The organism is Acidovorax sp. Root219 (assembly GCF_001428665.1).
Taxonomy (GTDB): domain Bacteria; phylum Pseudomonadota; class Gammaproteobacteria; order Burkholderiales; family Burkholderiaceae_C; genus Acidovorax.
Map to the genome: position 1 here is coordinate 100,936 of NZ_LMIJ01000010.1, position 24,307 is coordinate 125,242.

The window sequence follows — 24,307 nt, forward strand, 5'->3', positions numbered from 1 at the left end:
GGGTGATTATCGTTCACCGCGGATGACCGACTCCCAATCCAGGCCAAACCGGACCAGGTATTTGCGCAATCGGTCGGCGTCGTTGACCACCGTGCGCTGCGCGCGCGAGGCCTGGAACAGCTGGCGCCCCGCATCGGACAGGGTGCGCGCCTGGCGGCACACGCGCAGCACGGCGGCCAGTTGAAGCTGGTCGAACAGGTCCATGGCATCCAGGGCTTCATCGCCCAACAGGGCACGCAGATCGGTCGCATCGGCAGCCCGCGCGCCTGAGAGCCCATCGCGTGCATCCTTGGCCGGCTGCCACAGCCACTGCAGGCGCGCGATCTCGGCCTCCACCAGAGGCAGGCCGATGCGGCCGCTGTCGGCGAGCGTGGCCAGGCGCGTAGCGCTGGCCGACAGGTCGCGGAAGTTGCCGCTCCACAGCGCGTCGGGCGACTGGGCGTAGCGCAGGTAGGCGGTGCGCGCCTCGGCCGAGAGGCGCACCGTGCGGCCCAGCTCCGAGCCGGTGCGCGCGAGCAGGTGATCGAGGTTGGGCTCGATGTCCTCGGGGCGCTGGGCCAGGCCCGGCAGCTGGTAGCTCCAGAGGTTGATGCGCGCGTACAGGTCTTCGCGAAAGCGCCCGGCCGCCACCTCGGTGCGCAGGTCGCGGTTGGTGCCGGAGATCAGCTCGAAATCACTGGCCACCTCGCGGTCGCTGCCCATGGGGTAAAAGCGCTTTTCCTCCACGGCCTTGAGCAGCATGGCCTGCTCGTCCAGGCCCAGCTCGCCGATCTCGTCAAGGAACAGCACGCCCTTGTGCGCCGTGCGCAGCAGGCCCGCGCGGTCGGCCGCAGCGCCCGTGAAAGCGCCCTTCTTGTGCCCGAACAGCGTGGATGCGGCCCCATCGCCATGCAGGGTGGCGCAGTTCACTTCGACGAATTCGCCCTCGACCTGGTGGCGCGCCTTCTTGAGCTCGTACATGCGCCGCGCCAGATGCGATTTGCCCGCTCCGGTGGGCCCAGTGAACAAAATGGGCGCGCGCGAGCGCACCGCCACCCGCTCCACCTCGTCGATCAGCGCATTGAAGCGCGTATTGCGCGTGGCAATGCCGCTCTTGAGGAAGTCCACCGCATCGCGCTGCTCGGCGCCGAAGCGCTGGGCAATCACGTCGTAGCGCGACAGGTCCAGGTCGATCAACGCATAGCTGCCCGCATCGCCCATCTGCTGGCGCCTGGGCGGCGAGGTCTGCGCCAGCACGCCCGGGATGCGCCGCGACTCCACCAGCAGAAACAGGCAGATCTGCGCCACGTGCGTGCCGGTGGTGATGTGGGTCCAGTACTCCTCGCGCTCGGTGTCGAAGCGGTAGGCCTGCGTCCAGTCGAACAACTTGGCGTAGACCTCGCCGAAGTCCCAGGGGTCGGCGATCTCCATGGGCACCAACCGCACCGTGGTCTCGGGCGAGGCGATGGCGATGTCGTTGCGTACCTGGTGCGCCAGCTCCTGGTGGGCCGGCGTGTACAGCAGCTCCATGCGGTGCACCACCATGTCCTCGTGCTGCACCAGCGACACGGTGGGCCGCCACTTCTCCCAGCGCCCTGCGCCCTTGCCCGAGTCGAGCTGGGTACCGATAAAACCAATCACTACCCTGCTCTTGCGCATTGCCAACAATCTATAAAACTAGCCCACATTCTATTTATCACAGAAGCCACCATGTTACAGAATTTTCTTCATTTGCATTAATTCCTTTCGAATCAATGGGTTGCGATACTTCACCCGCCAAATCGCACGGCTGGCACGCAATTCGCAAATACCAAGGCACTCGGCGCAGACAGCGAACGCTCACAGGCCAGGGTTGGGGCCAACGCCCGCCCTGCCGGTGCCGGGGATCCAGGGCCTTGGGGTCCGTCGGATTCCCTGCATGCCGCACGCTGCGAGCGCCGGGTGACTGCAGGGCTGTGGAAGCCAGCTCCGAAAGGGGTTGCCGGGTTCGACTCCCGGCCTGCACCACTGGTAGCTCAGTCTGGTAGAGCACCCCTGAAAAGGGACTGTCGCAGGTTCGACTCCTGCCCATTCTTCCGGCCTTCGGGCCGGCTATCGAAGACGGTCGAAAGACCACCCGCCGGACGCGGGGTGAAGGACCAAAGGTTGCGCCGCAGCCTGCAAGCCATTGCCCCGTCAGCGGTGGCGGTTTGTGCCAGTACCCGGCACGGCCCGCGCCCGCAGCCAGCCCAAGCGAAAGCCCCTCGGGGCAACCGCCACGGCGCACTGCAGGGCCCGAGCCGTGCCCCCTGGGACCACTGCCCCGCTGTAACGGCCCCGATGCAAGAAGTTTGATGCGGCGACCAACGACATTGAAAAAAGAAAGAACGAGGGTAGACACATGCTGAAGATCCAACGCACCACCGTCAAGAAGAACGAACGCGCACTGCTGCTGCGCAATGGCGATTTCGACCGCATGCTGCACAGCGGCACGCACTGGCTATTCGCCGGCCTGGACCAATTGCGCGTGGAGACCTTCGCGCTGGAGCAAGCCGCCTTCACCCACGGCCTGGCCGACTACCTGATGGCCCGTGAGCCCGAGGTGGTGGCAGCCGAGTTCGTGCGCGTGGAACTGGCCGAGCACGAGGTCGGCCTGCGCAGCGAGAACGGCGTGCTGGTCGAGATCCTGCCCCCTGGCACGCGCCGCCTGTACTGGAAGGGCCTGGTGGATGTGTCCGTGCAGGTGGTGGACCTGAACGCGGGCGCAGAGCTGCCCGCCGCCCTGGTGGCGCGCCTGACGCAGACGCAACTGCGCCACCGCACGGTGACCGGTCTGGCCGGCCTGCTGCAGGTGCAGGTGCCCGAGTCGTCCTGCGGCCTGCTGACGGTGGACGGCAAGGTGGAACGGCTGCTGGCCGCGGGCTCGTACGCCTTCTGGAAGTACGGCCGCACGGTGGCGGTGGAGCAGGTGGACCTGCGCCTGCAATCGGTGGAAGTCTCGGGCCAGGACATCATGACCCGCGACAAGGTGGGCCTGCGCATCAACCTGAGCGCCACCTTCCGCTACACCGATGTGCTGCGCGCCTGGAGCCAGCTGCAAAAGCCCGCGGAGCACCTGTACCGCGAGCTGCAGTTCGCACTGCGCGCCGCCGTGGGCACCCGCACGCTCGATGAGCTGCTGGAGAACAAGACAGTGATCGACGACGTGGTGGGCGCCCACATGGCCGCCAAGCTCGCGCCCTACGGCATTGCGCTGGAGAGCGCTGGCGTGAAGGACATCGTGCTGCCCGGCGACATGAAGGCCATCCTGACCCAGGTGGTGCAGGCGGAAAAGCAGGCCCAGGCCAATGTGATCCGCCGCCGCGAAGAGACAGCCGCGACGCGCTCGCTGCTGAACACCGCCAAGGTGATGGAGGACAACCCCGTCGCCCTGCGCATGAAGGAGCTGGAAACACTGGAACGCGTGGCCGAGCGCATCGACAAGATCTCGGTGTTCGGCGGCCTGGACCAGGTACTCAACGGCCTGGTAAAGCTGCGCTGAGCAGGGAGCCAAGAGGAATACGGGCGCGCTGGCACAGAAGGGAGCGCCACTGCCAAAAATGTTGTTATTGCCGGCAGGTCGGGTAACACCGAGTGCAGCGGGAGAGTCGGTGAACGGGCAAGGTTGAGGATGCAGGTGCTGGCTCCGATGACGGGTCTGCCACTGGCGCGCGTTTCCAACCGTTCACTGGGCCACTGGACTCAAGAACCGTGGTCGCTGCAAAGATGCGGGTTCGAATCCCGTCACGTCCACCAGACAGATAGAAAAGAAGAAAAGAGGAACACCATGAAACAGCCCGCCCGCGCAAAGCGCCTGGCAAGGCAGGCTCCGTTGCCAGTGACGCCCGGGTCCCTGGGACTCGATGCCACGCTGTATGCCGACGCCGTCCGCTACCTCTTCGACCGGCCCGTGCCGGGCAGGAAGGAGCGGGAGTGGTACTGGGACATGGATGGTCCCGAGTTCGAAGCCACACCGCTGCAGTGGACGCATATCCAGACGGTGCTGTTCGCCAACGCAGGCATCGACCTGGCGCCCTACAGCGACGAGCAGGTGGGCATGGGCCTCACGCACGTGATGAGCAACAACGCGGGCGACATACCGCTCATGGCGGCAGATCCCTCGGTTCCTCTGGCGGATGCGATGCGCATGCTGCAGGCCTTCCCCCGGTTGTGGAGCGACTGCATCGGCCCACGCCTGGCCCACGTGCACGAATCCATCGGCAGCAGCAGCGGCCGCCTGGGCTATGCCTGCTACATGTGGTTCGACGTCTGGCCGACCTTCTGGAACGCCAGGCACATCCCCGAGTGGCGCGATGCGATGTGGCAGGTGTTCTGCCACATGCTGGAGGTGCCTTGCCGCGAGGTGCAGGTCTCTGGCCTGCATGGCATCGGCCACGAGGGAAGCCACCTGCAGCGCCCAAGGGAACTGCAGGAGCGGGTGGAGCAATTCATCCGCAGCGTTCCGGCACACGACGAGGAACTGAAGAACTATGCGCGCGCCGCGGCACATGGAATGGTGCAGTAGCGGCGCCTGATGAAGGACCGAACGGCGCCCTGGGCGCCACGGAGAGAATCATGACGAAAGCACAAGCCAGCGCCACCCATACCGCACTGCCACCTGCCCTGCGCACAGTGGTTGACGCTGCGTACGCCACGTTCAAGCACCATGAGCCCCCCAAGGGCACGCTGGACGTGTGCCTGGGCTGCTGCATGGACGAGGAGCTGGAACGCGAGATGCGCCGCATGCCCCTGCGCCAGGTGACGACCCGCCACTTCTACGAATACAACAGCTCCGCCAAGAGCAGCGAACAGCCTGCAGACGAACTGCTGTACTTCCTGCCCCGCATGCTGGAGCTGCTGGCGCTGGGCGAGGACCTGCACCACTCGACCGAGCTGTACCTGGACCGCCTGGGCAACTGCCCCGCAGATGCCCTGACGCCCAAGGAGCGCGCCGCCGTGGACGCCTTCGCGCTGGCCTTCTTCCGCGAGGGGCTGGGGCACACCGGGCGTGAACCCAGCCCATTCAACGGATCGAACGCCTTCGATATCCTGCTGATGTTCCACAAGGGTGGTGTGGATGTGCAGCCGCTGCTGGCGCACTGGCTGAACGACGAACGCCCGAGCGCCGTGCAGCACTATGCCGAGGCGAGCTACTGGGATTTCTGGGGAAAGCACGAAATCCAGAACGCCTTCGCCGAAGACCAGCCGGCGTTCTGCAAAACCATGAAGACCTGGCTGCTCGACGCCGGCAACCGCCAGCGCTTTGCACAGAAGATCCTGGCGCTGGACACCAGCACCATGGGCCCGCCTGCGCATTGCACCTGCGGCAACTGCATGGGCCCGCGCCAGATCCTGGAAGCGGTGTTCGACCTGGTGAGTGAATGAGCAACCTGCATCAAGACAGGCAACGACAAGCACAACGAAAGAAGAATGCAATGAACTACCTGCAACGCAACGTGGAAAACGGCGTCCCCATCAAGATGTGGACCCAGGGCGTCCCTGTGGAAGAAGAGGCCCAGAAGCAACTGGAGAACGCGGCACGCCTGCCCATCGTGTTCAAGCACGTGGCGGCCATGCCCGACGTGCACTACGGCATCGGCGCCACGGTGGGCTCGGTGATCCCCACCTTCAAGGCCATCATCCCTGCCGCCGTGGGCGTGGACATCGGCTGCGGCATGATGGCCTGCAAGACCACGCTGCATGCCAACGATCTGCCCGACAACCTGGCGCCCCTGCGCTCGGCGATCGAGAAGGCCGTGCCGCACGGCAGCAACCCGCGCCGCATGGGCCGCGACAAGGGCGCTTGGGAAACGCCGCCCGACGAGACCGACGTGGCCTGGGCAGCGCTCAAGGGCGAGTTCGACGCGATCTGCGAGGACTACCCGCGCTTTCGCAACACCAACAACCACAAGCACCTGGGTACGCTAGGTACCGGCAACCACTTCATCGAGGTGTGCCTGGACGAGCACGGCAGCGTGTGGTTCATGCTGCACTCGGGCTCGCGCGGCGTGGGCAATGCCATCGGAACGCACTTCATCGAGCTGGCCAAGAAGGACGCCGAGCTTCACCAGCGCAACCTGCCTGACCAGGACCTGGCCTACTTCGAAGAGGGGGCCAAGTATTTCGGCGACTACGTGCGCGCGGTGGGCTGGGCGCAGAAGTTCGCGCGCGCCAACCGCGAGGTGATGATGCAGCGCGTGATCGCTGCAGCCCGCAAGGTGATCACCAAGCCCTTCGAGGCGCATGTGGAGGCGGTGAACTGCCACCACAACTACGTGAGCCGCGAGACGCACTTCGGAGAAGACGTGCTCATCACCCGCAAGGGTGCCGTGAGCGCCAAGGCCGGCGAGCTGGGCATCATCCCCGGCAGCATGGGCGCCAAGAGCTTCATCGTGCGCGGCAAGGGCAACCCCGAGAGCTTCATGAGCTGCAGCCACGGCGCGGGCCGCAAGATGAGCCGCACCAAGGCCAAGAAGATGTACACCATCGCCGACCAGATCGCCGCCACCGAGGGCGTGGAATGCCGCAAGGACGCCGACGTGATCGATGAGATCCCGATGGCCTACAAGGACATCGACGCCGTGATGGCCGCCCAGGAAGACCTGGTGGAGGTGGTCTATACCTTGAAGCAGGTGGTGTGCGTGAAGGGATAGACCCCTTTGCACCTCCATCGCAATCATTGAACGGAGCCCGCGCTGGCCAGACCAGCGCCCGGATCAGCACATGCACCAAGAACAGCAACAAGAAGAATTTCTGCAATCGGCCCACCCCATCGATCCCGCCATGCGCGTGCAGATCATGGAGAACCTGGGCGCCATCGAGGCGCAGCACCAGGTCACCATCCTCTTTGCCTGCGAGTCGGGCAGCCGAGGCTGGGGCTTTGCCTCGCCCGACAGCGACTACGACGTGCGATTCATCTACGTGAACCGCCTGCCCTGGTACCTCACGGTCACGCCAGGGCGCGACGTGATCGAAGTGCCGATCAGCGGCGACCTGGACATCAACGGCTGGGACTTGCGCAAGGCGCTGGGCCTGATGCGCGAGTCCAACCCCACGCTGCTCGAATGGCTGCGCTCACCCGTGGTCTACGGCGAGGACGGGCCCACCATGGATCGCTTTCGCGCGCTGGCCGAGACCGTGTTCTCCAACGCCAAGGGCTGGCACCACTACGCCTCCATGGCCAAGAAGAACTTCCGCGAGCACCTGCAGGCCGACGAAGTGCGCTACAAGAAGTACCTGTACGTGCTGCGCCCGCTGCTGGCCGCGCGCTGGATACGCGCGCGCCCGGGCGTGCCGCCCATGCGCTTTGCCGAACTGGCCCAGCACACGCTGGACCCGGTGACCGACGCCGCGCTGATCGCCGAGATCAACGCCCTGCTGGAGGTGAAGATGCGCGCGGGCGAGGCCGCGACCAGCCCGCGCTGGCCCGGCATCCACGCCTTCATCGAAGCGGAGCTGGCACGCAATGCGGCCGAGCCGGTGCAGCCGCTGCCCGTGCCGGGCCATGCCGCGCTCGATGATCTGCTGCACGACACGGTGCTGCGCTTCAACGCGCCCCCAGCCAAGGAGGCGCCATGCTGACGCTCGACGGCGCCCAGGGCGAAGGCGGCGGCCAGATTCTGCGCACCGGCCTGGCCCTGTCCATGGTCACCGGCCGGCCGCTGCGCATCGAGCGCATCCGTGCCGGCCGCGCCAAGCCTGGGCTGATGCGCCAGCACCTGGCCTGCGTCCAAGCCGCCTTGGAGGTCAGCGGTGGGGAGGCCGAGGGGGCGGAGCTGGGCTCGCAGTCGCTGCAGTTCACGCCCGGCGCGGTGCGTGCGGGCGACTACACCTTCCGCATCGCCGGCGCCGGCAGCTGCCTCTTGGTGCTTCAGACCGTGCTTCCCGCACTGATGCTGGCCGATGCGCCCAGCCGGATCCAGCTGGCGGGCGGCACGCACAACCCGATGGCACCACCATTCGATTTTCTGCAGCGCGCCTACGCACCGCTGCTGGCGCGCCTGGGCGTGGGGCTGGCGCTCACGCTGGAGCGGCGCGGTTTCTACCCTGCGGGCGGCGGCCTGCTGCAGGCCGTGATCACCCCTGCGACGCAGGCGCTCGTGCCGTTTAACCTGACCGAACGCGGGGCGGCCCTGGCTGCCTGGGCCGAGGCGCTGGCCCCGGGCCTGGCGCGCAGCGTGGCTGCGCGCGAACTGGAGGAACTGGGCCGGCGCCTGGGCTGGACGCACGAGGCCGACCAGTTGCGCGCGCCCGGCGTGCGCCAGCACGAAGGGCCTGGCAACGTGCTGCTGGCCACGCTGGAATACGCGCAGGTGACCGAAGTGTTCTGCCAGTTCGGCGAACGTGGAGTGTCGTCCGAACTCGTGGCACGCCGGCTGGCCGACGAGGTGCTGGCCTTCCAGCGCAGCACGGCGGCCACGGGCCCGCACCTGGCTGACCAATGGATGCTGCCGCTGGCACTGGCCGTGTGGCGCACCGGCCAGGCTGCCTGCTACACGGCCAGCGAGCTCACGGACCACACGCGCACGAATGCGGCGGTGATCAACGCCTGCCTGCCGGTGCGGGTGGCAACCGAGGCTGTGAACGACAGCACCCTGGTGCGGATAGAGCCCCGGCCCGCATCGTGAAGGCCCAGCCGCGCCCATGGGCTCCGGACTGGGCCAAAATGCCTGCTTTGCATTCCCCTTCCCATCCCTTGCCTGAACAGGAGACGCCATGAAAGTCGACAACATTCTGCAGACCATCGGCAACACGCCCCACGTGCGCATCAACCGCCTGTTCGGCAGTGCCGCCAACGTCTGGGTCAAGGCCGAGCGTGCCAACCCCGGCGGCTCGATCAAGGACCGCATCGCCCTGTCGATGGTGGAAGACGCCGAGCGCTCGGGCGCGCTGCAGCCGGGCGGCACCATCATCGAGCCCACCTCGGGCAACACCGGCATCGGCCTGGCGCTGGTGGCCGCTGTCAAGGGCTACAAACTGGTGCTGGTGATGCCCGACAGCATGAGCATCGAGCGCCGCCGCCTGATGCTGGCCTACGGCGCCACGTTCGACCTGACCCCGCGCGAAAAGGGCATGAAGGGCGCCATCGCCCGCGCCCAGGAGCTGCAGGCCCAGACGCCCGGTGCCTGGATCCCCCAACAGTTCGAGAACCCCGCCAACATCGACGTGCATGTGCGCACCACGGCACAGGAGATCCTGGCGGACTTCCCCGACGGACTGGACGCAATCATCACCGGCGTGGGCACGGGCGGCCATCTTACGGGCGTGGCACGCGTTCTCAAGGCGAAGTTCCCCGCGCTCAAGGTGTTCGCGGTGGAGCCATCGGCCTCGCCCGTGATCTCGGGCGGCGCACCCTCGCCGCACCCCATCCAGGGCATCGGTGCGGGCTTCGTGCCCAAGAACCTCGACACCACCCTGCTCGACGGCGTGATCCAGGTCGATGCCGAGCCGGCCCGCGAATACGCACGCCGCTGCGCACGCGAAGAAGGCATGCTGGTGGGCATTTCCTCGGGCGCCACGCTGGCCGCCATTGCCCAGAAGCTGCCCGAGCTGCCGGCGGGCGCGCGCGTGCTGGGCTTCAACTACGACACGGGCGAGCGCTACCTGTCGGTTGAAGGCTTCCTGCCTGCCTGAACGCACCCCGCACGGCGGGTAAGCGCTGCACGCGCTGACGGCCAACCGTCCTACAGCAGGCCCGGCCTGCGGCCGGAACAATCAAGGTGACACGCCACCACCCCAGTGCCCAGCGCATCCGGGGTGGTGCACCGCACCACCAGGGTGCGACACCTCTTTCCGATTGCTTGCATGGCTCACGCTTCCACCACCCAGCCCATTGCCTTCAAGGTATTGACCGTGAATGTGCACAAGGGCTTTACCACCTTCAACCGGCGCTTCATGCTGCACGAGTTGCGCGATGCCGTGCGCAACGTGGCGGCGGACCTCGTGTTCCTGCAAGAGGTGCTGGGCACGCACCACCGCCATGCAGGGCGGGTGGAAAACTTCCCCCAGGAGCCCCATTACGAGTTCCTGGCAGACACCATCTGGACCCAGTTCGCCTATGGCCGCAATGCGGTGTACGACAACGGCCACCACGGCAATGCGCTGCTGTCCAAGTTTCCGATCACCCACTACGAGAACCACGACATCTCGGTGAGCGGACCCGAGCGGCGCGGCATGCTGCATTGCATCCTGCAGCCGCCCAACCACCACAGCCCCGTGCATGCCATCTGCGTGCACCTGGGCCTGCAGGAAGCCCACCGCCAACGCCAGTTGCGCAGCGTGTGCGACCTTGTCAACAGCTTCGATCCCGACGATCCGGTGGTGGTGGCCGGCGACTTCAACGACTGGCGTGGCCGCGCCCACGAAGTCTTGCGCGAACGTGCCAACCTTCATGAAGTGTTCGTGCAGTCCACCGGCCGTGCGATACGCACCTTCCCCGCATCGATGCCCTTGCTGGCGCTGGACCGCATCTACGTGCGCAATGCCTCGGTTCACACCCCATTGAACCTGCCGAAGAAGCCCTGGGACAAGCTCTCGGACCACGCCCCCCTGGCTGCGGAGATCTCGCTATGAAACGCGCATCACAGTCCTCTCGCTGGGTTCCTGGAAACCATTTCGAACTGCTCGAGAACGGAGAGGATTTCTTCCCCCGGGTGTTCGATGCCATCCGCAAGGCGCGCCGTGAGGTCATGCTGGAGACCTTCATCCTGTTCGACGACAAGATCGGCCAGGAACTGCATGCCGTGCTGCTGGCTGCCGCGCAGCGCGGGGTGCAGGTGCACGTGCTGGTGGATGGCTTCGGCTCGCCCGACCTGTCGGACCAATACCTGCGTGCCCTGGTGGAAGCCGGTGTTCATTTTCGCGTTTTCGACCCCGGCAAGCGCGTGATGGGCCAGCGCCTGAATGTACTGCGCCGCATGCACCGCAAGATCGTGGTGGTGGATGGCGAACTCGGCTTTATCGGGGGCATCAACTACTCCGCCGACCATGTGGCCGATTTCGGGCCGGAGGCCAAGCAGGACTACGCCGTGCAGGTGCGTGGCCCCATCGTCGCCCAGATGCACCATTTCACGCGTGAAGCGGTGCTCGACCCCGATGACCGCCGCCGCAACAAGGCATCCAACACACGCGGGTTGCCGTACGAGGGCACGGCGCATGCCATCTTTGTCACACGCGACAACCACGGCCATACCAACGACATCGAACGCCACTACCGCATTGCGCTGCGCTCGGCGCGCAAGCGCGTGGTGATTGCCAACGCCTATTTCTTCCCCGGCTACCGCTTCATCCGCGAGATGCGGCGCGCGGCACGGCGTGGGGTGGACGTGCGCCTGATCCTGCAGGGCCAGCCCGACATGCCCATCGTGAAGACAGCAGCAGGCCTGCTCTACGACCACCTGCTGCGCGCCGGGGTGCGCATCTACGAATACTGCGACCGGCCGCTGCACGGCAAGGTGGCGCTGGTGGACGACGAATGGTCCACCGTGGGATCGAGCAATCTGGACCCGCTGAGCCTGTCGCTCAATCTCGAAGCCAATGTCATCATCCGGGACCGAGCCTTCAATTCGACCCTGTACGGGCGCCTGGCACACCTGATGGAGAACTCCTGCAAGCAGGTGGAGCCCACGCCCAAAAGCCGCTGGGAAGGCCTGCGCCTGGTGCGCAGCTACTGCGTGTTCCACCTGATGCGCTGGTTCCCGGCCTGGGCCGGTTGGCTGCCGCGCCACGAGCCCACCATCTCGCTGGTCAAGGCCAATGCGCTGGCAGCCGACAATCCCCAGGCGGCTTCGGCCACCTAGGATACAGCCCATGAGCGCTCCCGCCACCCACCCTTTGCGCGGGACTGCCACGCCACCCTCCACCGCAGCCCCGCACAAGGGGTCTGGCCGCTGGAGCACCGTGCGCAACAGCCGCTGGTGGCCGTGGGCCATCACGCTGGTCACCGGCGCGTTCGTGCTGCTGATCGGCGCGCTGCTGTTCCGGCAGGCGCGCAGTGTGGATTGGGGCGCCGTGTGGAATGCGCTGATCGACCTGCCCATGCCCGCGCTGCTGGGCGGCGCCGCGCTGGCGTTCGCCAGCCACGGCATCTACAGCAGCTTCGACCTGTTCGGGCGCTACTACACCCGGCATGGCCTCCCGGTGGCACGCACCGTGGGCACCACGCTGATCGCCTACCCGTTCACGCTGAACCTGGGCTCCCTCATCGGCGGGGTCACGGTGCGCTACCGGCTGTACTCGCGCCAGGGCCTGTCGGTGGGCGACATCGGCCAGGTGGTGGCCATCAGCATCATCACCAACTGGCTCGGCTACTTCGTACTCGCGGGCGCGGTGTTCTGGCTCTGGACGCCGCAACTGCCCGAGGGCTGGGACATGGCCTCCGGCCAGCTGCGATGGATTGGCGGCGCCATGGCGGGCGTCACCGCGGCCTACCTGGTGGCCTGCGTGTGGCGCCGGGGCCAGCCGCTCACCCTGCGGGGCCACAGCTTCCCCATGCCGCACTGGTCGGTGGGATTGCTGCAGGTGGCAGTGTCTGCAGTGAACTGGATGGTGATGGGCGCAGCGATCTGGCTGCTCACCCAGCAGCAGGCGCCCTATGTGGCGGCCCTGGCCACCGTGTTGCTGGGTGCCGTGGCCGGCCTGATCTCGCGCATCCCCGCAGGCCTGGGCGTGCTGGAGGCCGTGGGTACGGCCGTGCTGTCAGCCTATATGCCGGCCCCCCAGGCGCTGGCCGCCATCCTCGCCTACCGCACGCTCTACTTCTTTGCGCCGCTGGCCGTCGCCGCGCTGGCCTTCGGGGTGGTGGAACTGCGTTGGCGCAAGGGTGGGACAAGCACGCCGGCACCGGCCTCGGCGACCTCTTCGAACTGAACAGCCACCGTGCGGGCAAAATCGAGGGCCTTTTGCCCCTGCCACGCGCTTCATGTCCTCTTCCCTCCCCGCCACCCCGCTGCGCATCACCGCGCAGCAAGGCCAGGCGCCGCTCTCGCTGGCACAACAGTCGTTCAACGGCTTGCTCGCGCAGATCGCAGAACAGCGCGAGATCCTGGCTGCATGGAACCAGGCCATCGACGCCTACCACCAGCGCTACGCCAAAGACGTCGCCCCCCTGCTCGACAGGTACTACGCTGCGCACGCCGGCCTGGTGAACGCCCTGGTAGAGGCCTCGGCGCGCAAGGGCCTGGGCCGCACGCTGCTGCGCGACCTGCATGCCGTGATCGCCCGGCTCGCTGGCGACCTGGCCCACAACGTGCGCGATGCCGCCACGCGCGCAACGATGCAGGCGCTGCACGCCCAATACACCGAGGAGCCGCTCGACACCGAGGAAACACCCGACAGCACCGACGCGCCGCGGCTGCCATCCGCAACCGAGCCGGAATCCCCCGAAGACATCGTGCGCCGGGTGGAGGAGGAAATGCAGGCCCGGCAGGCGCGCGCGCAACAGGAGCGCGAGCGCCACCGTGCCGGCCGCGGCCGCAAGCCCAGCGCGCAGGAGCGTGAACAGCAGGAAGCCGCCCAGGAGGCCAGCCTGTCGGTGCGCGCGGTGTACCGCAAGCTGGCCAGTGCCCTGCACCCCGACCGCGAGCCCGACGAAGCCGAGCGCCTGCGCAAGACCGCACTCATGCAGCGCGTGAACCTGGCCTATGCCGCCAACAGCCTGCTCGACCTGCTGCAACTGCAGCTGGAGGTGGAGCAGATCGACGCGCAGCACATGGCGGGCGTGGGCGACACGCACCTGCAGCGCTACAACCAGGTCCTCACCGACCAACTGGCAGAGTTGCGCCAGGAGGTGGTGACGCTGGAGAACACGATGCGGCTGCAGTTGGGCCTTGCATCCAAGCGCAAGCTGCAGCCCGGCCAGCTGATGGCCCAGTTGCGCAGCCAGATCCAGGCACTGGAGCACGACATTCCGCTGCTGCAGCGGGAGGTGCAGGCGGTAGCCGACAACGACTACCTCAAGCAATGGCTCAAGGCCCAGGCCGCCGACATGCTGGACCCGGACTGAGCACCCTGGCGGGCATGGCAGCACCGCCTCCTTTAAAATACCAGCCCCACGACATTGCCACCGCCCGATCGACACGGGCCTGCAAGACCATGATCCGCCTCTCCGAAATCAAGCTGCCGCTGGCAGCCGTGCCGGCCGACGCCGCCGAGCACCCGCTGGACGCATTGCGCGCCCAGGCCGTCCAGATCCTGGGCATCGCCCCGGCCGACATTGCCGCCGTGCACGTGCACAAGCGCAGCTTTGACGCGCGCAAGGCCGACCTGCTGGCGGTGTACATCATCGACCTCACGCTGGCCGACCCAGTGCGCGAAACCGCCCTGCTCGCCCAGCATGCCGGCCGCCCGCACATCCAGCCCACGCCCGACATGGCCTGGCAGCCGGTGGGCCAGGCCCCCGCCGACCTGGCGCTGCGGCCCGTGGTGGTGGGCTTCGGGCCCTGCGGCATCTTTGCCGCGCTGGTGCTGGCGCAGATGGGCTTCAAGCCCATCGTGCTGGAACGCGGCAAGCCGGTGCGCGAGCGCACCAAGGACACCTGGGGCCTGTGGCGCAAGCGCGAGCTGCACGCCGAAAGCAATGTGCAGTTCGGCGAAGGCGGCGCAGGCACCTTCAGCGACGGCAAGCTCTACAGCCAGATCAAGGACCCGCGCCACCTGGGCCGCAAGGTCATGGGCGAGTTCGTCAAGGCCGGGGCGCCCGAAGAGATCCTGTACGTGGCACACCCGCACATCGGCACCTTCAAGCTGGTGAAGGTGGTGGAGAACCTGCGCGAGCAGATCATCGCACTGGGCGGCGAGATCCGTTTCGAACAGCGCGTGACCGACGTCGTCGTCGAAGGCACGGGCGAGAGCCGACACCTGCGCGGCCTCACGGTGCTCAACCAGGCCACGGGTGAGACCACCGAACTGCGTGCCGACCATGTGGTGATGGCGCTGGGCCACAGCTCGCGCGACACCTTTGCCATGCTGTACCAGCGCGGCGTGGCCATGGAGGCCAAGCCGTTTTCCATCGGCTTTCGGGTAGAACACCCGCAGGGCGTGATCGACCGCGCCCGCTGGGGCCGCCATGCCGGCCACCCCTTGCTGGGCGCGGCCGACTACAAGCTGGTGCACCACGCGGCCAACGGGCGTGCGGTGTACAGCTTTTGCATGTGCCCCGGCGGCACGGTGGTGGCCGCCACCAGCGAGCCAGGCCGCGTGGTCACCAACGGCATGAGCCAGTATTCGCGCAACGAGCGCAATGCCAACGCCGGCATGGTGGTGGGCATCGACCCCACCGACTACCCGACCGATGCCGAGGCCTTTGCGCTGCACCTGGGCGCGACCTATGGCGCCGAAGCGCAGCCGGCCGGGCAGCACCACCCGCTGGCGGGCATCGTGATGCAGCGCCAGCTCGAATCCAATGCCTATGTGCTGGGCGGTAGCGACTACAGTGCGCCCGGTCAATTGGTGGGCGACTTCATCGCCGGGCGCGATTCGAAGCAGCTGGGCGACGTGGAGCCTTCGTACAAGCCCGGCGTGGCCTTGGGCGACCTGCATGCAGCCCTGCCCGGCTACGCCATTGAGGCACTGCGCGAGGCGCTGCCGGCCTTCGGCCGCAAGATCAAGGGCTTCGACATGCACGATGCGGTGCTCACCGGGGTGGAGACGCGCACCTCATCCCCGCTCAAGATCGGGCGCGGTGAGAACCTGCAGAGCCTGAACACTGGCGGGCTCTACCCGGCGGGCGAGGGCGCGAGCTACGCGGGCGGCATCCTTTCAGCCGGGGTCGATGGAATCAAGGTCGGCGAAGCCGTGGCCCGCGCGCTGCTGGGCACGGCCTGAGGCCACCGCCCCTATGGCCCTCCTGCTTACAGCGCCCACGCGCGCACAGTTCATCGCTGCGGCGCTGGCGATGGCCACCGTGGTGCTGGCCTCCAACATCCTGGTGCAGTTTCCCATCAACGACTGGCTCACCTGGGGTGCCATCACCTACCCGGTGGCCTTCCTGGTGAGCGAGCTGGTCAACCGCCGCCATGGCCCGCAGCAGGCGCGGCGGGTGGCATGGGTGGGTTTCGCGGTGGCGGTGGCGGCCTCGCTGGTGCTGGCGCCGGCCCGCATTGCCGTGGCCTCGGGCACGGCCTTCCTGCTGTCGCAGTGGCTGGACATTGGCGTGTTCGACCGCCTGCGCCACGGCAGTTGGTGGCGCGCGCCGCTGGTGGCCACGCTGCTCGCGGCCGTGCTGGACACGGCCGTCTTCTGGAGCATCGCGTTTGCAGGCACCAGCGACCCGTGGGTCACCTGGGCCCTGGGCGACCTGGCCGTGAAGCTGGTGCTGGGCGTGGCGCTGCTGCTGCCCTTTCGCCTGCTCATCGGCAACCGGGCAGCGCAGCTCCACTGAAGCTTACTTGCGCTGCAGGAAGTCGACGGCCAGCGCAGCCAGGGTACGGGCACCCACGGGCATCTGGTCTTCGTCGATGTCGAACAACGGCGAATGGTTGGATGGTGCCTTGGTGAAGTCCGCACCCTTGGGTGGCGCGCCCAGGAAGTAGAAGAAGCCAGGGGCCACCTTCTGGAATTCGGAGAAGTCTTCCGAACCGCTGACCTTGGGGATGATCATGGCCTTGCCGCCGGTGGCCAGCTTGAGCGCAGGCAGCGAGGCTTCGGTCAGCGCCGCAGGGTTGGATGTCACGGGGTAGGCGACGGGGCCGAAGCGCACCTTGGCCTTGGCACCGCTCGATGCCGCGATGGACTCGGCCGTGGTGGCGATGCGCTTGAGTGCCTCCTGGCGCATGCCTTCATCGAAGGTGCGCAGTGTGCCCAGCAGCTCCACGTTGTCGGGAATGATGTTGTAGCGCGTGCCGCCATGGATGGAGCCGATAGTGATCACGGCCGGCTCCTGGCTGATGTTGAGCTGGCGGCTCACCACCGTCTGCAGGCCCAGTACCACCTGGCTGGCAGCCACCACCGGGTCCACTGCGTTCCAGGGCGACGAGCCATGGCCGCCGCGGCCTTCGACCTGGATGCTGATGTTGTCCGAGCCCGCCATCAGCGGGCCGCTGCGGTAGCCCACCACGCCGGATGGCAGGTTGGCCGTGATGTGCAGGCCGTAGATGGTCTGCACGTCTTTCAGCGCGCCCTCTTCCACCATGGCCTTGGCGCCGAAGCTGGGTACCTTGCCGCTGGCGTCGGCCTCCACCGGCGCGCCTTCCTCGGCGGGTTGGAAGATGAACTTGATGGTGCCCGGCAGCGTGGCCCGCATGCCCGCCAGGGCCTCGGCCGCGCCCATGAGCATGGCCACGTGGGCATCGTGCCCACAGGCATGCATCACCGGCACTTCCTTGCCCAGGTAGTTGGCCTTGACCTTGGAGGCGAACGGCAGGTTGGTGTTCTCGGGCACGGGCAGCGCATCCATGTCGGCGCGCAGGGCCACCACCTTGCCTGGCAGGCCGCCGCGCAACGTGCCGACCACGCCGGTGCCGCCCACGCCGGTCTGAACCTCCATGCCAAGGCGCTTGAGGTGCTCGGCCACCAGCTTGGCGGTGCGCACTTCCTGGCCCGACAGCTCGGGGTGGGCATGGATGTCACGGCGCCAGCCGACCATCTTGCCGGCCACGCCGTTCACGGCGGTATCGATGGCCTGCAGGCCAGCGGCATCCAGGGCCTGGGCATGGGCGGAAGAAACCAGGGCCAGGCTGCCGGCCACGAGTCCGGCGGCAACGGCGATCGACGAGAGGGTTTTGTGCATGAGGCGGGGTCCGTGCAGGGGGAGTTAAAAAAGAACGAGCGTTCATGCTACGGGTGCCCAGATGTTTCATGACAAGCGAAAATCGCCATCTACAGAGCCGATACCGCCATGCCCATCCCCACCTTCCGCATCGACATTCCGCTGGTGCCTGAATCCTCCCTAGGCACTGCCCTGCACTTCATCGACCTGTTGCGCAGCGCCAACCTGCTGGCCCGCCTGCGGTCGGGGAACCAGGCGCCGCGCATGGCCTGGCGGCTTCTCGATGCCGACGGCCAGCCCCTGCCCGCCCTGACCGGACCATGGGCGCACTACACCGCTGCCGGACCGTCCACCGAAGTGCACAGCGGCCCGGCACAGGCGGTGTTCATTGCCTCGTTCCTCGCGGCCGACATTCCGGCCATACGCCAGGTGGTGGCGCGCCACCCCGCGCTGGTGCGGCAGGTCGGCATTGCAGTGGATGCCGGGCAAAAGCTGCTGACCATGGGCGATGGCGCCTGGCTGGCCGCGGCCAGCGGCCGCCTGCAGGGGCGCACGGCCAGCCTGCCCTGGTTCTACATGGCTGGCTTTGCGCGGGACTTCCCTGGCATCACGCTGTTGCCAGGGCGGGACTGGACCGACGATGGCCCCTGGCTGAGCGGCGCCCTGCCCCACAACCTGGTGGACCTGGCCATCGCCCTGGTGCGCCATGCCTTTGGCGAGGAAATGGCCCGGGCCTGCGCCACGGTGATGGCGCCCGACCACCAGCGCGCGCAGGCCGCCCTGCAGGCCAATGCCCAGCAGCATATCCCGGCCACGCGCGACAGCACCCTGGCGCGCGCCATCGCATGGATGGAGGCCCACCTGGAAGAGCCGTATTCACTGGAACGCCTGGCGCAGGCCGCATCGGTGAGCACACGTACCCTGCTGCGGCATTTCCAGGCCGAGCTGGCGCAGTCGCCGCTCGACTACCTGCATGCCCTGCGCTGCGCGCGCGCCAAGGTGATGCTCGAAGTGACGCTGGAGAACGTGCCCAGCATCGCCGTGGCCTGCGGCTATGCGGACCCTGCGGCCTTTCGCCGCATCTTCGTGCGGCACACCGGCATGCCGCCGGCCGAGTACCGCAAGCGCCACGCCTTGCGTGCCCCGCGCAGGCGCTGGCGGGTGGAAGTGGGTTGAGACGGGTGCGGCGAAGCTGCCAGGGCCGGGCCTATCGCAGCGTGCCCGTCGAGGGCAGGCGAAACGCCTCCACCAGTTCGGCCAGCTGCTGCGCCTGCACGCGCAGGCCCTGCGCGGCGGCCGAAGACTCCTCCACCAGCGCGGCGTTCTGCTGCGTCATCTGGTCCAGTTGGGACACGGCCTCGCCCACCTGGCTCAGGCCCGTGGTCTGCTCGCGCGCGGCGGTGCTGATCTCGCCGATGATGGTCGCCACCTGTTTCACCGAGTCGACGATCTCGCCCATGGTGCTGCCAGCGGCATGCACCAGCGCCGAGCCTTCGTCCACCTGGCGCACGCTGTCGCTGATCAGGCCGCCGATTTCCTTGGCGGCCTTGGCCGAGCGCTGGGCCAGGCTGCGCACCTCGCTGGCCACCACGGCGAAGCCCCGGCCCTGCTCACCGGCACGGGCGGCTTCCACCGCCGCATTGAGCGCCAGGATGTTGGTCTGGAAGGCGATGCCGTCGATCACGCTGGTGATGTCGGCAATGCGCCGGGACGACTGGGCGATGCCCTCCATGGTGCCCACCACCCGGTCCACCGCGTCGCGCCCGCGCTGGGCCACGCCGCTGGCACCCGTGGCCAGGCTGCTGGCCTGCGCGGCCGCGTCGGCGCTGTGGCGCACGGTGGCCAGCAGCTCTTCCATGCTGGCGGCGATTTCTTCGAGGTTCGAGGCCGTCTGCTCGGTGCGGGCCGACAGGTCGCTGTTGCCCGCCGCGATCTCGCCGCTGGCATCGGCTACCGAGGCGCTGGCCCCGCGCATGCCCACGACCAGCGCCGCCAGACGTGCCTGCATGTCGCCCAGCCGGGCCACCAGGGCCTGCAGTTCATCGCGGTTGCCTGTGTCCGCGGCGGGCACGTGCGAGGTCAGGTCGCCCTCGGCGATGCGGTCGGTCACGTCCGATGCCCGTGCCAGGGGCCGCAGGATGGAGCGCGACAGCAACCAGGCACACACCAGGCTCAGCAGCAGCCCCAGCGCAGAGCCCGCAGCCAGCAGCAAGGTGCCCATCTTCTCGCTGCGGGTGGCCGCCGCGCGCGCATCGGCCACCCGCTGGCGCTGGTATTCGGCCAGCTCGTCGACCGCCTTGGCATAGGCATCCGCCGCTGGGCGCAGGGTGCCGGCAATGGCGTCTGCAGGCAGGGCCTCGCCAGCCTTGCGGCGCTTGACCAGATCGTCGCGCACGCTGCGAAACTGGTTGCCCGCCTTGTCGATGGTGTCGAAGATGCGTTGCGATGCGGGGTCTTCGGTCAGCTCGTCGAGCCGTTTGCGCACCTCGCTGGAGCGCGCCGACGTGACCTTGCGGTCGGCGTCGATGCGCGCTGTGTAGGCCGGGTTGTCGATCTCCAGCAGGGTCTCGGCCCGCACCGAACTGAGCACCACGATGGCGTGCAGCTCGCGGGCCAGCAGGGCCCGCTCGGAGGAGGCGCCGCCCAGGTCATCGGCGATATCCTGCAGCTCCGCCAGCCGCCAGATCCCCACCGCTGCCGACAGGAACATCACAAGGCATACGACGCCAAAGGCGAGGGCCAGGCGGAACGCGACACGCGTTTGGGTGAGGGACATGGTGCAGGCCTGTTGGTGGGGTCAGTGAATACTGGATCTGTAGCAGATTGCAACAAATCCGGGTTTTCCCTTATATCGTCAATATGGGACGAATACTTGAACCCGGAGTGCCCTCTGCCAGCCCCATGCCAGCCTGATTCCAGCCAAAGGGCAGGAAAGGGCGTTTTTCAAGGTCACTCTGCCGCCGCCCCCCTCAGCACGCTCGCCCCTGCTGCGGCACGCAGTTCGCCGGAGAGCTCCGGGCTGCGGACGGCGCGTGACAGCACCAGTGCCCCCACCAGTTGCGACAGCGCAGCCAAGGCCTGTTCGCGGCGCTCGGCGGGTCCGTTACCCTGCATCAGCGGTTCCAGCACCCGCAGGAAATTGTCGATCCCGGTTTCGAACGTGCCCTTCAGCGCCGCACCAGCACGGGCCACGTCACCGGCCAGCGCCGCCATCGCACAGCCTTTGGCGGTGTGCTGGCAATGCAGATCCGAGAGGTAGAACCCCACCAGCGCCTGCAGCGCCTCGGCCGGCGGCTTGGCAGACAGCTCCTCCCAGTAGTGCTGGTTGGCCATGAGTGCGCGCTCACATGCCAGGCCAGCCAGTTCATCCTTGGACTCGAAATGGCCATAGAAGCCGCCCCGGGTCAGCCCGGCAGCCTGCATCAGCTCGTTCAGGCCGATGCCGTCGAACCCTTTTTCACGGAACAACTCACCTGCCACATCCACGATGCGCTCGCGGTTGGCCTCGGCCTGCGCCCTCGTCACTTTCATGGCTTCTCCTTGTGCTTGACTTATTTTACATGTTGATCGACATTTATATTTATTCATGTCAGACAACATTTAAAAAGGCATCCCCCATGAAAGCATTGATCACCGCCTATGCGCGCACTCCGTTCCACTTCGCACGCAAAGGTGCCCTGGCCCAGGTGCGGCCCGACACGCTGGCCGCCGAACTCATCAGGAGCCTGGTGCAGCGCACCGGCATCGACCCGGCGACGCTGGAAGACGTGATCGCCGGCTGCGCCTACCCGGAGGGTGCGCAGGGCAACAACATCGCGCGCATCGCGTCGCTGCTGGCCGGGCTGCCGCACGGGGTCAGCGGGATGACGGTGAACCGCTTTTGCGGCTCGTCGATGTCGGCCGTGCACATTGCGGCCGCGCAGATCGAGGCCGGACTGGGCGATGCCTACCTGTGCCTGGGGGTGGAGTCCATGACCATGGTGCCGCAGGGCGGCCTCACCTTCTCGCCCCACCCTGTGCTGTTCGAGCAGACCGATGCCTACATGGCCATGGGCGAGACGGCCGAGAACGTGGCCGAGCGCTACGCGGTGTCGCGCACCGACCAGGAGCAACTGGCGTTGCAATCCCACCGCAAGGCCGCCGCAGCGCGCGAAGCCGGCCTGCTGCGCAGCGAGATCGTGCCCATTGCCCTGCCCGACGGACAGGTGGTGGCCGAGGACGGCTGCATCCGCCCCGCCACCTCGCTCGAAGCGCTGGCCGGCCTCAAGCCCGCATTCCGCGAGACCGGCTCGGTCACGGCGGGCACTTCGTCGCCACTGACCGATGGCGCAGCCGCCGTGCTGGTGACCAGCGAGGCCTACGCCGCGCGCCACGGCCTGCAACCGCTGGCGCGCATAGTCGCCATGGCCACTGCGGGCGTGGACCCCGCCTTCATGGGCCTGGGGCCCATCCCTGCATCGCGCAAGGCGCTGGCCCGCGCAGGCCTGGCCGCAGCCGACATGGACGTGGTCGAGATCAACGAGGCCTTCGCCTCCCAGGCGCTGGCCTGCATCCGCGAACTGGGCCTGCGGCCCGAGGCCATCAACCTCGACGGCGGCGGCCTGGCCATCGGCCACCCGCTGGGCGCCACCGGCGCGCGCATCACCGGCAAGGCGGCTGCGCTGCTGCAGCGCCAGGGCGGGCGCTACGCGCTGGCCACCCAGTGCATCGGCGGCGGCCAGGGCATCGCCACGGTGCTGCAGGCGCTGTGACAGCCACCAACCATTTCTCCTACCCCCACCTCACCCTCTTGCTCCAAGGACTGCTTCCATGAACCTCCAGAACTCCGTCGTCTTCATCACCGGTGCCAACCGGGGCCTGGGCCTGGCCTTTGCGCAGGCGGCCCTCGCCGCAGGTGCCCGCAAGGTCTACGCGGCCGCACGCGACCCCGCCACCGTCACCTTGCCCGGCGTCATCCCCGTGCAGCTCGATGTCACGAACCCCGCCCAGATCGCGGCCGCCGTGGCCGCCTGCCCCGATGTGACGCTGCTGGTGAACAACAGCGGCATCTCGCGCGGATCGAGCTTCCTGGGCACCGATGCCATGGCAGCTGCGCGCGCCGAGTTCGAGACCAATTTCTTCGGCCCCTGGGCCGTGGCGCAGGCCTTTGCCCCGGTGCTCCAGGCGAACGGCGGTGGCGCGGTGCTCAACGTGCTGTCGGTACTGAGCTGGCTCACGATTCCCGGTGTGGCCACCTACAGCGCCTCCAAGGCCGCGGCCTGGTCGCTGAGCAATGGCCTGCGCAACGAGTTGCGCGCCCAGGGCACGCAGGTGACCAGCCTGCACGTGGCCTACATGGACACCGACATGACGCGCGGCCTGGACGCCCCCAAGGCCGCCCCGCTCGACGTCGCACGCCTGGCGCTGCAGGGCGTGCAGGCCGGCCTCGCCGAGGTGCTGGCCGACGACACCACGCGCCATGTGAAGCAATCGCTCTCCAGCGCCACCCCGGCCTACGCGGGCTGATACGGATTTGCCTTCAACCGTATAACGTCGTTGGTTCGCCTTGCCGTGCTACAGCACTGNGCGGCTCCCGCCTAGTTNGAATGCAAATCCGCATGAGGCAGGTCCCCAAAAACAAAAGCCGCCGGGTTCACACCCGGCGGCTTTTTTTAACTGAGCGATACGGTCCCGGGGCCGTTCAACGCATCACGCCTTGTTCTGCAGCGCAGCAATGCGCTCTTCAATGGGCGGATGGGTGCTGAACAGCTTGCCGATGCCACCGGCAATGCCCATGGCGGCCACGCTCTTGGGCAGCTCGCCCGGGTGCATGCCGCCCAGGCGGGCCAGGGCATTGATCATGGGCTGGCGGCGGCCCATCAGTTGGGCGGCACCCGCATCGGCGCGGAACTCGCGCTGGCGGCTGAACCAGGCCACCACCATGGCGGCGGCAAAACCCAGCACGATGTCGAGCACGATGGTAGTCACGTAATAGCCGATGCCGGGGCCCGAGCTGTTCTCGTCGTTCTTGCGCAGGAAGCTGTCCACCGCGTAGCCGATCACGCGCGACAGGAACACCACGAAGGTGTTCATCACGCCCTGGATCAGGGTCATGGTCACCATGTCGCCGTTGGCGATGTGGGCCACCTCGTGGCCGATCACGGCCTCGACCTCTTCACGCGTCATGCCCTGCAGCAGGCCGGTGGACACCGCCACCAGCGCCGAGTTCTTGAACGCGCCCGTGGCGAATGCGTTCGGGTCGCCCTCGAAGATGCCGACTTCGGGCATGCCGATCTTGGCCTCGTCGGCGAACTTGCGCACCGTCTCGACGATCCAGCGCTCATCGGCCGAACCCGAGCCGTCGATCACGCGCACACCCGAGGTCCACTTGGCCATGGGCTTGCTGATCAACAGCGAGATGATGGCGCCGCCAAAACCCATGATGAGCGCAAAGCCCAGCAGCGCACCCAGGTTCAGGCCGTTGGCCGTGAGGTAGCGGTTCACGCCGAGCAGGCTCGCCACCACCCCCAGGACGACGACGACGGCCAGGTTGGTCAGTACAAACAAAAATATCCGCTTCATGTTCTCTCCGTGGGGTAAACAAGGAACTGCGGCCGGTGGACCGCA

The 24,307-nt window shown here is 67.4% G+C and carries 21 protein-coding genes; 16 read left to right on the plus strand and 5 right to left on the minus strand.

Annotated features, from left to right (window positions below; genetic code table 11):
• Positions 1 to 6: 6 nt before the first annotated feature.
• Positions 7 to 1,638 (minus strand): RNA repair transcriptional activator RtcR, encoded by a 1,632-nt coding sequence (rtcR, locus tag ASE28_RS08850; RefSeq protein ID WP_057266285.1) that lies wholly within the window; start codon positions 1,636 to 1,638, stop codon positions 7 to 9.
• Positions 1,639 to 2,359: 721 nt separating this feature from the next.
• Here rtcR and ASE28_RS08860 point away from each other — a divergent pair.
• The 13 genes from ASE28_RS08860 (at position 2,360) to ASE28_RS08920 (ending at position 16,375) form a co-directional block, all read left to right on the plus strand.
• Positions 2,360 to 3,499, plus strand: coding sequence for a slipin family protein (locus ASE28_RS08860; protein WP_057266287.1), 1,140 nt, complete (start codon positions 2,360 to 2,362; stop codon positions 3,497 to 3,499).
• Between the two features lie 285 nt (positions 3,500 to 3,784).
• Complete coding sequence (locus ASE28_RS08865) at positions 3,785 to 4,522, plus strand: hypothetical protein (RefSeq protein WP_057266289.1); 738 nt, start codon at positions 3,785 to 3,787, stop codon at positions 4,520 to 4,522.
• A gap of 50 nt (positions 4,523 to 4,572) precedes the next feature.
• Complete coding sequence (locus ASE28_RS08870; protein WP_057266291.1) at positions 4,573 to 5,382, plus strand: hypothetical protein; 810 nt, start codon at positions 4,573 to 4,575, stop codon at positions 5,380 to 5,382.
• A gap of 50 nt (positions 5,383 to 5,432) precedes the next feature.
• Complete coding sequence (locus ASE28_RS08875) at positions 5,433 to 6,650, plus strand: RtcB family protein (protein ID WP_057266293.1); 1,218 nt, start codon at positions 5,433 to 5,435, stop codon at positions 6,648 to 6,650.
• 70 nt (positions 6,651 to 6,720) lie between these two features.
• On the plus strand, positions 6,721 to 7,578 hold the full coding sequence (locus tag ASE28_RS08880) for a nucleotidyltransferase domain-containing protein (protein WP_057266295.1): 858 nt from the start codon (positions 6,721 to 6,723) through the stop codon (positions 7,576 to 7,578).
• Positions 7,572 to 8,624, plus strand: coding sequence for an RNA 3'-terminal phosphate cyclase (gene rtcA, locus ASE28_RS08885; protein WP_057266297.1), 1,053 nt, complete (start codon positions 7,572 to 7,574; stop codon positions 8,622 to 8,624). The genes ASE28_RS08880 and rtcA overlap by 7 nt, the downstream gene beginning before the upstream one ends.
• A gap of 88 nt (positions 8,625 to 8,712) precedes the next feature.
• Positions 8,713 to 9,630, plus strand: a complete 918-nt coding sequence (gene cysK / locus ASE28_RS08890; RefSeq protein WP_057266299.1) for a cysteine synthase A — start codon at positions 8,713 to 8,715, stop codon at positions 9,628 to 9,630.
• Positions 9,631 to 9,801: 171 nt separating this feature from the next.
• Entirely contained in the window at positions 9,802 to 10,569 is a 768-nt protein-coding gene (locus ASE28_RS08895; protein ID WP_200963925.1) for an endonuclease/exonuclease/phosphatase family protein, read from the plus strand.
• Positions 10,566 to 11,795: a cardiolipin synthase ClsB gene (gene clsB / locus ASE28_RS08900; protein ID WP_057266301.1), complete on the plus strand. Its 1,230-nt coding sequence runs from the start codon at positions 10,566 to 10,568 to the stop codon at positions 11,793 to 11,795. Before ASE28_RS08895 ends, clsB begins: the two co-directional genes overlap by 4 nt.
• A gap of 10 nt (positions 11,796 to 11,805) precedes the next feature.
• Entirely contained in the window at positions 11,806 to 12,864 is a 1,059-nt protein-coding gene (locus tag ASE28_RS08905; RefSeq protein ID WP_057266302.1) for a YbhN family protein, read from the plus strand.
• A gap of 52 nt (positions 12,865 to 12,916) precedes the next feature.
• Positions 12,917 to 13,999 (plus strand): hypothetical protein, encoded by a 1,083-nt coding sequence (locus tag ASE28_RS08910; RefSeq protein WP_057266303.1) that lies wholly within the window; start codon positions 12,917 to 12,919, stop codon positions 13,997 to 13,999.
• Positions 14,000 to 14,088: 89 nt separating this feature from the next.
• A complete protein-coding gene (locus tag ASE28_RS08915; RefSeq protein ID WP_057266304.1) occupies positions 14,089 to 15,819 on the plus strand; it encodes an NAD(P)/FAD-dependent oxidoreductase in 1,731 nt (576 codons plus the stop codon).
• Positions 15,820 to 15,832: 13 nt separating this feature from the next.
• Positions 15,833 to 16,375 (plus strand): VUT family protein, encoded by a 543-nt coding sequence (locus ASE28_RS08920; RefSeq protein ID WP_057266305.1) that lies wholly within the window; start codon positions 15,833 to 15,835, stop codon positions 16,373 to 16,375.
• Positions 16,376 to 16,378: 3 nt separating this feature from the next.
• Here the strand turns inward: ASE28_RS08920 and ASE28_RS08925 are convergent, their stop codons facing one another.
• Positions 16,379 to 17,722, minus strand: a complete 1,344-nt coding sequence (locus tag ASE28_RS08925) for an amidohydrolase (RefSeq protein ID WP_057266306.1) — start codon at positions 17,720 to 17,722, stop codon at positions 16,379 to 16,381.
• A 108-nt stretch (positions 17,723 to 17,830) separates the two neighbouring features.
• Here ASE28_RS08925 and ASE28_RS08930 point away from each other — a divergent pair, with 108 nt between their 5' ends.
• On the plus strand, positions 17,831 to 18,877 hold the full coding sequence (locus tag ASE28_RS08930; RefSeq protein ID WP_057266307.1) for a GlxA family transcriptional regulator: 1,047 nt from the start codon (positions 17,831 to 17,833) through the stop codon (positions 18,875 to 18,877).
• A 31-nt stretch (positions 18,878 to 18,908) separates the two neighbouring features.
• Here the strand turns inward: ASE28_RS08930 and ASE28_RS08935 are convergent, their stop codons facing one another.
• Together ASE28_RS08935 and ASE28_RS08940 are read right to left on the minus strand one after the other, a co-directional pair.
• Positions 18,909 to 20,477, minus strand: a complete 1,569-nt coding sequence (locus tag ASE28_RS08935; protein ID WP_057266308.1) for a methyl-accepting chemotaxis protein — start codon at positions 20,475 to 20,477, stop codon at positions 18,909 to 18,911.
• Positions 20,478 to 20,650: 173 nt separating this feature from the next.
• Entirely contained in the window at positions 20,651 to 21,301 is a 651-nt protein-coding gene (locus tag ASE28_RS08940; RefSeq protein ID WP_235516080.1) for a TetR/AcrR family transcriptional regulator, read from the minus strand.
• Positions 21,302 to 21,318: 17 nt separating this feature from the next.
• Here ASE28_RS08940 and ASE28_RS08945 point away from each other — a divergent pair, with 17 nt between their 5' ends.
• Together ASE28_RS08945 and ASE28_RS08950 are read left to right on the plus strand one after the other, a co-directional pair.
• Entirely contained in the window at positions 21,319 to 22,452 is a 1,134-nt protein-coding gene (locus ASE28_RS08945) for a thiolase family protein (RefSeq protein WP_057266310.1), read from the plus strand.
• A gap of 58 nt (positions 22,453 to 22,510) precedes the next feature.
• Positions 22,511 to 23,206, plus strand: coding sequence for an SDR family oxidoreductase (locus ASE28_RS08950; protein WP_057266311.1), 696 nt, complete (start codon positions 22,511 to 22,513; stop codon positions 23,204 to 23,206).
• Between the two features lie 183 nt (positions 23,207 to 23,389).
• Here ASE28_RS08950 and htpX read toward each other — a convergent pair whose 3' ends face one another.
• Positions 23,390 to 24,262 (minus strand): protease HtpX, encoded by an 873-nt coding sequence (gene htpX / locus ASE28_RS08955; RefSeq protein ID WP_057266312.1) that lies wholly within the window; start codon positions 24,260 to 24,262, stop codon positions 23,390 to 23,392.
• Positions 24,263 to 24,307 lie beyond the last annotated feature (45 nt).

What these genes read in the sequence shown, in the direction of transcription:
- ASE28_RS08915 (WP_057266304.1), top strand. Translation starts at nt 14,089, where the DNA reads ATGATCCGCCTCTCCGAAATCAAGCTGCCGCTGGCAGCCGTGCCGGCC.
- ASE28_RS08860 (WP_057266287.1), top strand. Translation starts at nt 2,360, where the DNA reads ATGCTGAAGATCCAACGCACCACCGTCAAGAAGAACGAACGCGCACTG.
- rtcR (WP_057266285.1), bottom strand. Translation starts at nt 1,638, where the DNA reads ATGCGCAAGAGCAGGGTAGTGATTGGTTTTATCGGTACCCAGCTCGAC.
- rtcA (WP_057266297.1), top strand. Translation starts at nt 7,572, where the DNA reads ATGCTGACGCTCGACGGCGCCCAGGGCGAAGGCGGCGGCCAGATTCTG.
- ASE28_RS08935 (WP_057266308.1), bottom strand. Translation starts at nt 20,477, where the DNA reads ATGTCCCTCACCCAAACGCGTGTCGCGTTCCGCCTGGCCCTCGCCTTT.
- ASE28_RS08920 (WP_057266305.1), top strand. Translation starts at nt 15,833, where the DNA reads ATGGCCCTCCTGCTTACAGCGCCCACGCGCGCACAGTTCATCGCTGCG.
- clsB (WP_057266301.1), top strand. Translation starts at nt 10,566, where the DNA reads ATGAAACGCGCATCACAGTCCTCTCGCTGGGTTCCTGGAAACCATTTC.
- ASE28_RS08870 (WP_057266291.1), top strand. Translation starts at nt 4,573, where the DNA reads ATGACGAAAGCACAAGCCAGCGCCACCCATACCGCACTGCCACCTGCC.
- ASE28_RS08905 (WP_057266302.1), top strand. Translation starts at nt 11,806, where the DNA reads ATGAGCGCTCCCGCCACCCACCCTTTGCGCGGGACTGCCACGCCACCC.
- ASE28_RS08950 (WP_057266311.1), top strand. Translation starts at nt 22,511, where the DNA reads ATGAACCTCCAGAACTCCGTCGTCTTCATCACCGGTGCCAACCGGGGC.
- ASE28_RS08895 (WP_200963925.1), top strand. Translation starts at nt 9,802, where the DNA reads ATGGCTCACGCTTCCACCACCCAGCCCATTGCCTTCAAGGTATTGACC.
- ASE28_RS08925 (WP_057266306.1), bottom strand. Translation starts at nt 17,722, where the DNA reads ATGCACAAAACCCTCTCGTCGATCGCCGTTGCCGCCGGACTCGTGGCC.
- ASE28_RS08910 (WP_057266303.1), top strand. Translation starts at nt 12,917, where the DNA reads ATGTCCTCTTCCCTCCCCGCCACCCCGCTGCGCATCACCGCGCAGCAA.
- htpX (WP_057266312.1), bottom strand. Translation starts at nt 24,262, where the DNA reads ATGAAGCGGATATTTTTGTTTGTACTGACCAACCTGGCCGTCGTCGTC.
- ASE28_RS08875 (WP_057266293.1), top strand. Translation starts at nt 5,433, where the DNA reads ATGAACTACCTGCAACGCAACGTGGAAAACGGCGTCCCCATCAAGATG.
- ASE28_RS08930 (WP_057266307.1), top strand. Translation starts at nt 17,831, where the DNA reads ATGCCCATCCCCACCTTCCGCATCGACATTCCGCTGGTGCCTGAATCC.
- ASE28_RS08940 (WP_235516080.1), bottom strand. Translation starts at nt 21,301, where the DNA reads ATGTTGTCTGACATGAATAAATATAAATGTCGATCAACATGTAAAATA.
- ASE28_RS08880 (WP_057266295.1), top strand. Translation starts at nt 6,721, where the DNA reads ATGCACCAAGAACAGCAACAAGAAGAATTTCTGCAATCGGCCCACCCC.
- ASE28_RS08945 (WP_057266310.1), top strand. Translation starts at nt 21,319, where the DNA reads ATGAAAGCATTGATCACCGCCTATGCGCGCACTCCGTTCCACTTCGCA.
- ASE28_RS08865 (WP_057266289.1), top strand. Translation starts at nt 3,785, where the DNA reads ATGAAACAGCCCGCCCGCGCAAAGCGCCTGGCAAGGCAGGCTCCGTTG.
- cysK (WP_057266299.1), top strand. Translation starts at nt 8,713, where the DNA reads ATGAAAGTCGACAACATTCTGCAGACCATCGGCAACACGCCCCACGTG.